The 12,097-nt window shown below is 42.0% G+C and carries 16 protein-coding genes; 4 read left to right on the plus strand and 12 right to left on the minus strand.

Features of this window, described 5'->3' with window-relative positions; genetic code table 11:
* Window positions 1-181: 181 nt before the first annotated feature.
* Window positions 182-469, minus strand: coding sequence for a Mo-dependent nitrogenase C-terminal domain-containing protein (locus tag H6G32_RS19075; RefSeq protein ID WP_190461068.1), 288 nt, complete (start codon window positions 467-469; stop codon window positions 182-184).
* A gap of 298 nt (window positions 470-767) precedes the next feature.
* On the opposite strand from H6G32_RS19075, the gene H6G32_RS19080 reads away from it, so the two are divergent.
* Window positions 768-965 carry a hypothetical protein gene (locus tag H6G32_RS19080; protein WP_190461070.1) on the plus strand — a complete coding sequence of 66 codons (198 nt, stop codon included), beginning with the start codon at window positions 768-770 and terminating at the stop codon, window positions 963-965.
* Between the two features lie 254 nt (window positions 966-1,219).
* Here the strand turns inward: H6G32_RS19080 and H6G32_RS19085 are convergent, their stop codons facing one another.
* The 10 genes from H6G32_RS19085 to sixA all read right to left on the minus strand — a co-directional run bounded on the left by H6G32_RS19085 (window position 1,220) and on the right by sixA (window position 10,875).
* Window positions 1,220-1,678 (minus strand): DM13 domain-containing protein, encoded by a 459-nt coding sequence (locus H6G32_RS19085; protein WP_190461072.1) that lies wholly within the window; start codon window positions 1,676-1,678, stop codon window positions 1,220-1,222.
* A gap of 304 nt (window positions 1,679-1,982) precedes the next feature.
* A complete protein-coding gene (locus tag H6G32_RS19090; protein WP_190461074.1) occupies window positions 1,983-3,620 on the minus strand; it encodes a glycosyltransferase family 39 protein in 1,638 nt (545 codons plus the stop codon).
* A gap of 136 nt (window positions 3,621-3,756) precedes the next feature.
* Entirely contained in the window at window positions 3,757-4,551 is a 795-nt protein-coding gene (locus H6G32_RS19095) for a GNAT family N-acetyltransferase (protein ID WP_190461075.1), read from the minus strand.
* Window positions 4,552-5,004: 453 nt separating this feature from the next.
* Window positions 5,005-5,925 carry an NAD(+) kinase gene (locus tag H6G32_RS19100; RefSeq protein WP_190461078.1) on the minus strand — a complete coding sequence of 307 codons (921 nt, stop codon included), beginning with the start codon at window positions 5,923-5,925 and terminating at the stop codon, window positions 5,005-5,007.
* A gap of 6 nt (window positions 5,926-5,931) precedes the next feature.
* Window positions 5,932-6,237 carry an NADH-quinone oxidoreductase subunit NuoK gene (nuoK, locus tag H6G32_RS19105; RefSeq protein WP_015209496.1) on the minus strand — a complete coding sequence of 102 codons (306 nt, stop codon included), beginning with the start codon at window positions 6,235-6,237 and terminating at the stop codon, window positions 5,932-5,934.
* A gap of 47 nt (window positions 6,238-6,284) precedes the next feature.
* Complete coding sequence (locus H6G32_RS19110; RefSeq protein ID WP_190461093.1) at window positions 6,285-6,881, minus strand: NADH-quinone oxidoreductase subunit J; 597 nt, start codon at window positions 6,879-6,881, stop codon at window positions 6,285-6,287.
* A gap of 73 nt (window positions 6,882-6,954) precedes the next feature.
* Window positions 6,955-7,536 (minus strand): NAD(P)H-quinone oxidoreductase subunit I, encoded by a 582-nt coding sequence (gene ndhI, locus H6G32_RS19115; protein ID WP_190461079.1) that lies wholly within the window; start codon window positions 7,534-7,536, stop codon window positions 6,955-6,957.
* A gap of 106 nt (window positions 7,537-7,642) precedes the next feature.
* The gene (nuoH, locus tag H6G32_RS19120) at window positions 7,643-8,761 is read right to left on the minus strand and encodes an NADH-quinone oxidoreductase subunit NuoH (protein ID WP_190461081.1); all 1,119 of its coding nucleotides are present in this window, start codon (window positions 8,759-8,761) and stop codon (window positions 7,643-7,645) included.
* Window positions 8,762-9,131: 370 nt separating this feature from the next.
* The gene (locus H6G32_RS19125; RefSeq protein WP_190461084.1) at window positions 9,132-10,268 is read right to left on the minus strand and encodes a citrate synthase; all 1,137 of its coding nucleotides are present in this window, start codon (window positions 10,266-10,268) and stop codon (window positions 9,132-9,134) included.
* A 112-nt stretch (window positions 10,269-10,380) separates the two neighbouring features.
* Window positions 10,381-10,875, minus strand: coding sequence for a phosphohistidine phosphatase SixA (gene sixA, locus H6G32_RS19130; RefSeq protein WP_190461085.1), 495 nt, complete (start codon window positions 10,873-10,875; stop codon window positions 10,381-10,383).
* Window positions 10,876-10,948: 73 nt separating this feature from the next.
* On the opposite strand from sixA, the gene H6G32_RS19135 reads away from it, so the two are divergent.
* Genes H6G32_RS19135 through H6G32_RS19140 form a run of 3 tightly spaced genes read left to right on the plus strand, consistent with a single transcriptional unit; the run spans window position 10,949 to window position 11,525 of the window.
* The gene (locus H6G32_RS19135; RefSeq protein WP_190461087.1) at window positions 10,949-11,146 is read left to right on the plus strand and encodes a hypothetical protein; all 198 of its coding nucleotides are present in this window, start codon (window positions 10,949-10,951) and stop codon (window positions 11,144-11,146) included.
* Complete coding sequence (locus H6G32_RS27445; RefSeq protein ID WP_375539807.1) at window positions 11,146-11,322, plus strand: DUF6888 family protein; 177 nt, start codon at window positions 11,146-11,148, stop codon at window positions 11,320-11,322. The genes H6G32_RS19135 and H6G32_RS27445 overlap by 1 nt, the downstream gene beginning before the upstream one ends.
* Window positions 11,319-11,525, plus strand: coding sequence for a DUF6887 family protein (locus H6G32_RS19140; RefSeq protein WP_190461089.1), 207 nt, complete (start codon window positions 11,319-11,321; stop codon window positions 11,523-11,525). The genes H6G32_RS27445 and H6G32_RS19140 overlap by 4 nt, the downstream gene beginning before the upstream one ends.
* A gap of 36 nt (window positions 11,526-11,561) precedes the next feature.
* Here H6G32_RS19140 and H6G32_RS19145 read toward each other — a convergent pair whose 3' ends face one another.
* A complete protein-coding gene (locus tag H6G32_RS19145) occupies window positions 11,562-11,768 on the minus strand; it encodes a hypothetical protein (protein ID WP_190461091.1) in 207 nt (68 codons plus the stop codon).
* Window positions 11,769-12,097: the final 329 nt, after the last annotated feature.

Consider the following 12,097-nt stretch of genomic DNA (forward strand, 5'->3'; position numbering starts at 1 on the left):
TGATTTCAGCAGGGGATGGTAAGCAGTAACACAGACTAAGAACTCTTTAGAGATGTACTAGCTACTCAATAGCCAGACATTCAATTAGGTCTACGTTAGCTTAGTATAAAGCTGAGTAAGTAACAACCGTAAGTCTGTAATTACCCTTAACTGCTAAATCAGAAGACGCCCTCACTAGCTATTAGCAATAGACTGTAACATCTTCACCGCATTCATCAGCAAGATAACAGAGGGCTTTGAAACGCAGTCCCACGACTTGCTCGTAAAGGGGATTTAATTTACACATAGGCGGAATGTGAAATAACTGGCGGCCAAACAGTTTGATGTCTCGTTCAAATGGACATTGAGCAGGGATTGATTTACACAAGAAATGCGCGAGATTGGAGTTATGAATTTCGATGGATTCCAACCATTGGCGGATTGGGTGGAGGAGGTCGTTGTGTAAAGAAGTTTGAGTAAAGTGGAGCATAATTACTCACCTCATAATTAAGAATTTCAAAGTTGGTGAAGTTTATTGGATTTGCATCTCTATAGTTATATACGGTTGATTGATACAGATTTATGCAGTGACTGCGATCGCTTGCTGACCCACCCTGCTTTCAGGCTATATCTAAGCAATCATAGGGTTATATTTGTTGAGATTTAAGTACTTAGTAGATAATACTTAAGACAGATAGCTCCATCAGTGATCACTAGATTGTAGATAGATGTTTTTACATTCCTTAACTTTTAATATTGTTCCTAGGTTAAATAGTAGGACTGTAATCATGACAAAACAAAAACAAAAATCTGAGAAGAAAGAGAGTACACCGACTGCATCAGGTGGCTATCAAACCCCACTCCAAGAAGATATTCGCAAAACTGGCGATGCTGAAAAAAGTGATGCTAGACCTACCGCTACACCAGAAGCACCAGGAGAAGATTCTGTAGCAGGTAGTCCTAATCAAGGTACTGAGTCGCGTTAATTGGTGGGGATTTTTGCTAGTTGAAATAGTCAGACTCTAATTCAGTAATTTCCGAGTGGATAATGTGGTGTAACAGCTGCGATTATCCACTCTTTTTTTCGTGAGTGATGCAGTAGGGAGAAAATCTACATGGAGTTAGCATTAACAGAAAATCTGTTATCACAGTTTGCTGCCAAATTTTGCTAATTTGTTTCACTTTTGTAATTAGAGGATTGGGTGAAAGACAATTTTTATTAGCAAAATCATTTTTGCATTCACCCTGGTAAAGGAGCATAGCCAAAAGTAGCATTGAATTTGCGACACCATACCGCCACAGAGCGAAAATCTGCCAGCTTCACATTATCAGGTAATGCATAACGTTGAGAACCGCTTGTCTTTTGTAAACGAGCAATACTCATATAATCCTTCTTTTTAATACCATATATTGGCGGCATATCAGAACGATATAAAATCACAAATACATCAGGGCCTTCATTAGTTTTGAAACGCTGATCAAACTCTAGGTACCGTTTCCCCTGTTTTGTAACGACGCTGACTGTTCCCTGAGTGGAGTGTTCCCCAGCCTTAAAGTTTCCAGACTTTGCTACAGCTACTGGACTACTGACAGTTGTAGCGGATGGACTCTTGTTAACTATGGGACTTGAGTTTACTTCTTTTGTACAGCCGATGCTTAAAACGGTAGCAATACCCAGAGCTAAATGCTGAAACTTCATCGCTTTATCCTGCCAAAATTTATCTCTAATGACAATTTAAAGCCATTTGCCCTCACTAATATTAATTTAAGCTGAGAATTCGTTTAATATTTACTCTGGTTATATTTATTTGATTCTAATAACCTGTATCAATATAGCGTTTCCTAATCTAATGAGGTACAAAGTTATCTGTGTTTATCTGCGTTTATCTGCGGTTAATTATTTCTTTCTCTACCTCACTTGAATGGTAATTGCTATATTTAGTCATAAAACCATATTTTTACAAGAGTATACTAAATAGTAGGTTCTGATTTTGATTACATTATCAACCACCGAATAATTTGTTTTGGCGGGGAATATTACGCCGACGCAAGACACGAGGCTTTATTAGTTTCCAGACTAAGTAATGATCATTACCATAAATAATGTGGGATTTAAACCGATATTTTATCTTGATTTCATTACGCCAAGCATCTGAAGGATTAAATAAAAATACATCTGTAAAAACATCAGCAATTTTGGGAATAACTTCACCTTTGAACAATTGAAACCGCACATTTGGCTCCACAAGATAACTCAAAGAAAATATATTTCCATAATTAGTGCCAAAAGAATTACTAATTACAAGTGGGCGAGAAGACTGATTGATGATTTTAGCAACCTGCGGATGGTTATAGCTAATTGCCTTATTCCACCAGGTATCTGCCTGACAACTTACCCGATAAGATACAAGTCCACAAATAATTACGAATGCCAGGATCATTTGCCAAATTATGCGGCGCGACGAACTGCCATTATATAGCTGGTTAGCTAGTAGATAAGCCACAGCTAATTGCATACCTAAATAAGCAGGGATTAAATGGCGTTCAGCAAGTGAGCGAGTCCCTCCAAAAAGTAAATCTGGTAACATCAAGGGAAATGCTGGTACCACAATCAATGTGATGATAAATAACCAAACTTTGATGTTAGTTGTCTGACAAAGAAAATAAATTGCATATCCAACGAAAATTAAAAATATTGGCGTAATTAAATAGCTAACAGGATTTTCAAAGCCAAAGTTTAAATCAAAAAAAATTCGGCTTAACTGCATCAGCCAAGATTGAATTAAATTTATCAGGGGTAACTGCATTGTTTCCCCATCTATTGACTGCTGAAACTGCCCAAATTTATCTATTATCACCAGCATCCAAGGCATGAAGGCAATAAACCCAGCCAAGGATGCTAGAAGATAATTTTTAACGGTTTGAGTCAACTGAAATCTGGCAATGGTAATCACATAAATTCCATGAGCAACTGACACAAATCCACTTAACAAAAATGTATAGAGGCTCAGAGCCAAAGTTACTGCATAAATCACCCAGTTAAAAATGCGTGCATTTCTATCTTTTGACTCTAGCCCCATAGCTCGCAGAAGTGCTGCACTGCATAGTAATATACTTACTAACCAAAGCATATATTCTCCCGCTTCCTGGGCATAGACGAGGTGAATGGGGGAGATAGCCATAAGTGCGATCGCTAAAAATGGCACCGATAACGGCACATTAAATAATTCTCGGCATAGCCAATAAACACAGGGAAAAACTAGCAAACTAATAAATACAGATAAACTTCTGATAGTTGTCACCGAGGAACCAAAAATTCCTACCCAAAGTCGAGCTATTATGTAATAAAGTGGTGGATGCTGGGGTTCTTCAACTGCTAAAGACTTAATCGTGTCACTTAAACCTTTTTCTAAATTAGGACGTTGGAACCTGCCAAAACTTTCTCTATAAATTACCCGCCCATTAAATATTTGCTGTTTTACTTCAGTCGCAGTGTAACCAGAAATCCGCAAAGATGTATAAGTCTCATCGTGCCAGTAAACTTTGCCGCCAAGGTTAAAAAAGCGAAAAAATATACCCACTACCAACAAGACAACAATTAAAAACCGCAACCAACTCGGAATGAGTGTAAGATGCCGCATAAGTTAGTTGGTTAATACGTCTCTAAGATTACATATTTAAGTTAAATATACTAGATGAAGTGCGATAAGCACTCGGCCTACCATAGATGATCACACTTCATACGTTCAAGCCGATGCTATCAGTCAAGATGTAGAATTATAGATTTTTGACCAGATTTGGGTAATGCCATCTAGCTAGATTTTTGATATTCGATATAATTAAAAAATCAATAGTTTTAAACTGCCGATCAATTGCTGGAAGGCTGCATATTTTAGCTCCGATACTTAAATATGCCTGCAAAATCTTAGGAAGTTCTACCTTACAAGAATCTGCACAATCTTGGTGAAGTTCCAAACAACATTCTGAATTAGGATAAACCAAAATACTCGGATGCATCAAGCCATGCTGCTGAAAATAATTATAAGCACAAGCAGCTTCCCAAGGAGATTGTGTGAGTAATGATGCACAGCCAATAAAATATTGGTTTCTACTCCAAATGAGATAATTTGCTAGCCCCTCCCATAGTAGTAAAAGCGTCTGACTGTTACGGTATTCTTGAGCTACACATGCACATCCAACTTCCACAGATGCCTGAAGCACAGAATCGGGAATCCCATGAAGATTAAATATATCGGCAGCATCAAACCCTAAACATTGAGCAGCCATTGTATAGGTTTGCATCCGATAAGTGCCAATTGTTTTACCAGTATGTTTGGTAATCAGTATCAAATGATGGCAAACTTCATCAAACTTGTCTCGATTCATTTGGGTAAGATTAGAACTAGAGAATCCTAAACCTAGCTCCAGATTAAAAACTTCAAAGCGCAAGCGGAAAACGGATTCTAACTCTTCTTCAGTCGAAGCCAGCCGGAGGATATATTTTTCAGTTTGCAAGACGGGAAAATCAGGAGGATTCAGTGCGTACTTGAGATGATGATCAGAAATTTCCATCTGTTTTCCTACTTAGATTAGTGAAATATCCATCCTATGAGAATTTAGCTAATACAAAATAAACTAATTTGGCGCAGCATTATAGGAGCAATTTTCGATAACCTATCCTTCATAAACCTTTTTTTCAAGCTTTAAAAGATTTAAATTAGATAACTCTGTGCAGATAGGATTTACTCCCTCCTTAATCAGAGGGCTAAAATCCCCCCTTTTTGAGTGGGGCTAGAGGGGATATTTGTAGGATTAACATAGCTATCTGAATCGCCTTAAGGATAGAGTGCTTTTATTATGCACATGACCGCCAAAAAAATCTGGTAATAAGATACAAAATGCTCTGCTCAGATACTTTATTATTCGTCACAATAGAGCTAAAAAGCCCCCGGATGCACCGCAGGGGCTAGTATAATTTTGGGTTTACAGGCGAGTAATGGCACAAGCGCTAGGAAGATACCTCAATTAATTTCGGTGATTATTGCTGTAGCGAACCCTGGTACCTGCCCAGAGCAACTTCTCCCGTAGCGTTTGATAATATGAATTGTTCTCTCGCAAAATAATAAACTTGGCCCGACAATCAGCCATCCGCACATCAACGCGGTGACCAGGCCAAATTGAAGTAGATAACACCCCATCCATCCATAATTTAGTACTTAAATCGTAATCTCCCAAAGGCCAAATACTGACCACGGAACCAGGGGGTAAGACGAGGGGGCGACTAGATAGACTCATGGGACAAATGGGAGTGATAGTAATCGCCTCCATCCCATCGTGCATAATTGGGCCATTGGCAGATACGGTGTAACCTGTGGAACCTGTGGGAGTGGAAATAATCAACCCATCCCCCACATATTGATCGATTACCTCACCGTCGATTTCCATTTCTAGAATTGAGGTAATCATCCGGTCAGCAGAGGCGGGTTTGACACAAAATTCGTTCAAAGCGAGATAGCGTTCAGTCACCGGTTCTAAATTAGACCCATGACCCTCAAACACCGCTGCCTGCAACATCATCCGCCGCTGGATAGCATAGCGATCTTCCAACAGCCGGTACCAAACTTTCTCTGTATCCTCAAACTCATCTACTGACTCAGTTAAAAACCCCAGATGACCTCCCACATTCACTCCCAGAATGGGGATGCCAGCAGGGGCTAACTGTCTGGCACCAGTTAAAACAGTGCCATCACCACCGAGTACCAAAGCTAGATCAATTGGTTGACTCGCTGACGCCAAAAACACTGGATAAGGGTTATCTTTGGGCCCACTAGGCCCCATCAACACCTGGCACTGACGATTTTCTAGTTGTTTAGCACAGAGTTCAGCCCAGCGTTTGCTCTGGGAATCTCGCGCTTTATAAGCAATGATTACCTGCTTGAGTTGCACGCACAGTTACCACTTCAGGAGATTAAATTGCTCCATATCGACGGTATCACGGTTGCGATAAATGGCTAGCACGATCGCTAAACCCACCGCCGCCTCAGCAGCAGCCACAGTGATCACAAAAACCGTGAAAACCTGGCCTTTAATTAATATTGGGTCGAGGAAGTTGGAAAATGCCATTAAATTCAGATTAACAGCATTCAGCAGCAACTCAATTGACATCAGCACCCGCACAGCGTTGCGGCTGGTAATTAACCCATAGATGCCGATGCAGAACAAAGCTGCTGCTAGTATTAAAAAGTACTGGAGTTGCATGAATCTGGGTATCCCTTCTGAAACATTTGGCTGCTTAACTGCAAATCTTACTCTTTTGTTTCGCTACTTGCTGAGACTAGTTCTCTGGGGCGTTCTGGCAAAGTCAAAACCGTTCGCTGTATGTCAGATGGGAAATACTCGCGACGTGCCAAAATAATCGCTCCCACCATCGCTATCAACAACAAAATCGAAGCGAGTTCAAACGGTAGTAAAAAATCAGTGAAGAAATGCTCACCAATCAAAACTATAGAACTTTCGCGAGTCGGAGGAAGAGTGGAATAAGCCCAAGGAGTCGCCAGCACCATTGTACTCAACAGGGCAAACAATCCTAAACTTACTACAGCCGTGATTACTGTCCGCACCCAGGCTGTGGGCAAGGTTGTAAAAGGCTGCCGCTTGTTGACCAACATAATGGCAAACAAAATCAGTACGTTAATTGCCCCAACGTAAATCAGCACTTGTGCTGTTGCTACAAAATCACCATTTAGCAACAAGTAGATGCCCGCCATGCTGATGAATACTCCCCCCAGCAAAAAGGCGGAATAAACGATGTTGGAGAACAGCACCACCCCAAGGGCTGCCCCAATCATCATCACACCCAGTACGCTAAATGAAACAAACTGAACTCCTTCCGCTAAATTCACTGTTTTTTGTCCTCTGTCATTGTTCATTGGTCATTCGTCATTCGTCATTAGTTTGACTCTTGACTCAAGACATTTATTTTTCTGTTTCTACTAGGTCTTCTGGGCGTGAACCACCACGAGGAGCATCGGCAGGCAAATCATGGGGATCGAAGACGCCCTTGGGTAGGTAAACCAGTTCGCGCAGTGGCGTTACCATTGGGTCATCTGTTACTTTATAAGGCAAGCGACCCAGGGCGACGCTGTCATAGTTCAGTTCGTGGCGATCGTAAGTGGCAAGCTCGTATTCTTCTGTCATCGATAAACAGTTAGTCGGGCAATATTCCACGCAATTACCGCAGAAGATACAAACTCCAAAGTCGATGCTGTAGTGGTTGAGTTTTTTCTTCTTGCTGGCTTTGTCGAATTCCCAATCAACTACAGGTAGGTTGATCGGACAAACGCGAACACAAACTTCGCAAGCGATGCACTTATCAAATTCAAAGTGAATCCTACCGCGAAACCGTTCGCCAGGAATCAGTTTTTCGTAAGGGTACTGTACGGTAACTGGACGCCGCCGCATGTGGTCGAAGGTGACAGACAGCCCCTGACCAATATAACGACCAGCTTGTACTGCTTCTTTGGCGTAATCACCAACTTGTTTCAGGAACTTTAGCATTGTTTGTGTTTCTACTCCTTTCAGGTGACAGATGATTGAGAAAAAGGAAAAAGGTAATTGGGAAAAAGGAAAAAACTATTACCCATTACCTATTACCCATCACGCATTAGCCGCCAAAGGCGACGGGAAAAGCTAGTTTCAGGGCGGCGGTTAATAGGAGATTAGCCAAACCAAGTGGTAACAAGAACTTCCACCCTAAATCTAGCAATTGGTCAATCCGCACCCGTGGCACTGTCCAGCGCAACAGGATGGCAATAAACACTAGGAAGTAGGCTTTGAGTATGGTCATGGTGATACCCAATGAAGCAGCCACTATCTGCAACACAGGATTTGCTTCACTTACTCCCAGCAAATTAGCTATCAGGTTGAGGGGAAGGGGAAAATCCCAACCGCCTAAGTACAAAATTGCTACCAACAGGGAAGAAAGTATTAAGTTAACGTAGGAACCTAGGTAGAACAAACCGAATTTCATCCCCGTGTATTCAGTTTGATACCCTGCTACTAGTTCTTCTTCCGCTTCTGGTAGGTCAAAGGGCAAGCGTTCGCATTCGGCAAGGACGGCGATCCAAAAGATCAGAAAACCGACTGGTTGCCGCCAAATGTTCCAACCCAGGATGCCGTACCCAGATTGCTGATTGACAATATCAACGGTGCTGAGGCTGTTAGACATCATGACGATCGCCAGCACACTCAGCGCCAAAGGAATCTCGTAACTAATGGACTGCGCTGCGGCCCGCAAGCCCCCTAACAGGGAGTATTTGTTATTAGATGCGTAGCCAGCCATCAACAAGCCAATCGGCTGAATACTGGACAAAGCAATCCACAAAAATACCCCCATTCCCACATTGCTAATGACGATATTCTGTCCAAAGGGAACAATCAGAAATGACAGAAATACCGGAATTACAACAATAATTGGGCCGAGAGTAAACAGAAAGGCATCTGAATTGGCTGGTACTACATCTTCTTTAAATACCAGCTTCAGTCCATCCGCTACAGGCACCAGCAACCCAAAAGGACCCATGTATTCTGGACCAATCCGCTGCTGTGCGGCGGCGGAAATTTTCCGCTCTAGCCAGGTGGAGACTAGTACCCCCACCGTTGCCGCAATTAGCATCAGTATCATAGGTAATGGCATCCAAATAGCTTTGGCTGCCCCTGGTGGTATTCCTAAATCCCTGAGGGATTGAATAAAAGTTCCTTGGAGGTCAATTCCTGAATTCATTTTTGGTGCTCTTTAAGTCATCGAGTCATGGTGAGATACAACTATTACTTGAATTAATACCTGCTTTCTTCACCCGTTGATAATCTCTGCCGAGAAGATGCCTGATTGTAGATTTGTTGCCAATTCCCATGCCTAGTATATCCTTGGATGGTTTTTGCCCCTGAAGCGACATGACAACTTCTACTTATGGTTTGGATTGAGATGAGCTAATAAAACCCCCAAAATGGCGATTACCCATTACCCATTACCCATTACCAAATTCAAGCAAAACAAACTAGCCGCTTCCAGCTTGGCAACGGTTTTCTACTTGAGCCAAACTTTCTGATTTCCCAGAACTGGGGGCTAGCATCACTGACAATCCGACTGCCAGTTAACGTTGTTCAATGGGGATATAAGGAGCTTCGTGGCGACCGTCGTAAATTTGGGTAGGACGGAAAATCCGGTTTTCTGCGAGTTGTTCTTTCCAGTGTGCCAGCCAACCAGCAACGCGAGCGATCGCAAAAACTGGTGTAAACAAGTCTGTAGGAATCCCCATTTTCCTGTACACCAAACCTGAATAAAAGTCAACATTGGGATAAATCCCTTTGCTACCAAGTTTTTCCTCAACTACCCGTTCCATCTCTAGAGCAATCTCATAGTACTTGTCGTACCCAAACTTCTCAAACAACTGTTCGGCTAAGGTTTGTAAGATAGTGGCTCTTGGGTCTTTCACTTTGTAGACACGATGTCCAAAGCCCATAATTTTAGCTTTGCGTTCCAGACAATTATCTACATAAGGACGCACATTTTCTACAGAGCCAATTTCTTCCAACATCTGAATCACTTCTTCATTGGCACCACCGTGCAACGGCCCCCCCAAAGTGCCCACCGCACTAGCAACTACAGCATAGGGGTCAGTTAAGGTAGAAGCCGTCACCCTAGCACTGAAGGTGGAAGCATTCATTGTATGCTCGACGTGTAAAATCAAGCAGATGTCGAAAATTTTCGCCGCTAAAGGATCTGGTTCCTTCTCATTGAGCATATAAAGGAAATTGGCGGAATAATCCAAGTCATCGCGCGGTTTTACAGGGTCATTACCCTTCCGCATCAGCTGGAACGCCGCTACCATTGTCGGAATGGTTGCTATCAAGCGAACTACCGAATCGCGAATGTAGGCAGGATTATGTAAATCCCGAAGCGAATAAAACAAACCTAAGGCAGCAGCAGAGGCTTGTAGCGCATCCATTGGGTGACCGCTTTCTGGAAAGCATTTCATCATGTCCCGAATGCGATATTTTATCCGCCTGTGGAAGCGAACTTCATGCTCAAAGGCTTCTAATTCTTCCTTAGTTGGCAGTTCACCCCAGATTAACAGGTAAGCAGTTTCCAGAAATGTACTTTTTTCTGCTAATTCCTCAATCCGGATGCCACGATATTCTAGTATTCCCTTTTGCCCATCAACATGGCTGATACTCGATTGGGCTGCGGGAATGCCTTCTAAACCAGGCCTGAATTCGCACACCGTCATGGCAACACCATCTGCTTTTTGAAATATCTGATCACGCTAACTTACCAGAAATTATTTTCGCTATAACAGTAGCCGATCTAACAACAATTCTTTGGGAAGGGTTGAAAAACTGTTATAGCAGGTACTTGGGTGGTGTCAACCAGAACATCTGACTCCGACCCCAAGGAGAGCCTATTTCTGGTAGTTTTATCCCAATCATACCTGCTTTTTTCAGGACTAAACGCTCTTTCGCTTCTCCCCACAGGAGAATTTCTGCCCAATTGCTCAAATTAGGCTCATGTCCCACCAGGGCTAGTTGGGTTTTTTGGGGATATTTTCTTGGTTCTAACCATTCTGCCAGCCAATTGTTAATATTACCTTCAGGCTTAAGGTGGCTAGATTCTTCTATCTGCGAACTCAGTCCAGCGGTTATGAGTATTTCTGCTGTTTGCTGGGCCCGGACTAAGGGGCTAGTAATGATTAAATCAAAGTGTAAATCTAGGGTGACGAGTCGCTGGGCTACTTTCTCTGTTTTTTGTCGCCCTTCTTTGGTGAGTTGGCGTTCTTCATCTTTGATACCAGTTTCTTTCTCTTCGGCGATGCCATGACGAATGAGATATAGTTCCATAGTTAGAATACTGAGTTAGGAGTTGCGCCTGATTTAAACTAGATATAGTCTAAATTCATTAAACCTTTAACTTATGCCTCTTACTGTACTTGTACCTTTTCTTAAGGAATTATCTCGCTCTGATAAACTATTAATGCTAGAAAATCTAGTATCTGAATTGTTGAAAGAATTAGGTTTAGTCACATTAGATACTCAGAGCAAAGTAGCAAGTCAAGGCTTATATGATTCTTTTGAAGCTGCTGCTGTTTTAGCGAAGGTACTAGCAGAGTAATGGTGCATACTACAGCCCAAGCGTTGAAATGTTTTGAGCTTTGCTGCGACCTTACCAGCAAATACTGTTCTATCGATCTAGTAACTCTAGATCAGCGTACTGGAAAGGTAATTATTTTGGCGAGAGAAGAAATTAATATTGAGATTGACCCTAATGGAGATTGGAGGTTTGTATGAGCGTAAAACCAGATTTTGCTACTATGACAACGATTGAACTACGCGCATATCTTTTAGAACATCGGGATGATCAGGAAGCCTTACACGCTTACCTAGACAAACTCCATGCTGAGAATCCAAATACACGCGCCTATAGCTCTGAAGATAACGTGTCTGATGCGATCGCACAATATTTGCAGATTAAAAGGCAGAAACAAGCTTAAATTACAACCACATCAACCCAACTAACGGCTAACTCATCACCACAAAAGTAGCTCATCAGATGGGGGAAATATGCCTTTGAGTATTAGTTGACCTTCTGGACGTAGAGAAACAAAATGTCTGAGAATCCCTGATGCTTGTTTTTCTAGTTGACCATAATGTGTTCCATCTTCTCTTATCTGAGCTAATACGTAGTGATGACCTTGCTGATAAAAATAATGGTCATCCAAGCGATGACCAGTCATGAGATAGAGTCCTGTAGGCTCCTCAGAAACCTTACCAACAAAGACGGTTGTAGAAATAGGTGGACTACTTGAATTGTAGAGTTGAAGCCATCTATCGCACTCAGCGCTATCAGCAAGAGTTAGACAATGATGTATTATTGTTGCATTTGACTGAGTGTCTGTTACAACAGTTGGTTGATAAAAAACAATTAAACCAATAGGTGAATCATCTCTTTCGTGACATACTCCTACACTGACTCTAAGAGTACAGTGTAGGCTTCCAAGACAATCCGGCTATTGCTTAGGAGACTCTTGGCTTTAAGAACGGGATGCCCCGCCGCTCTGTTTTT

It is taken from the genome of Cylindrospermum sp. FACHB-282, assembly GCF_014697195.1.
Taxonomy (GTDB): Bacteria; Cyanobacteriota; Cyanobacteriia; order Cyanobacteriales; family Nostocaceae; genus Cylindrospermum.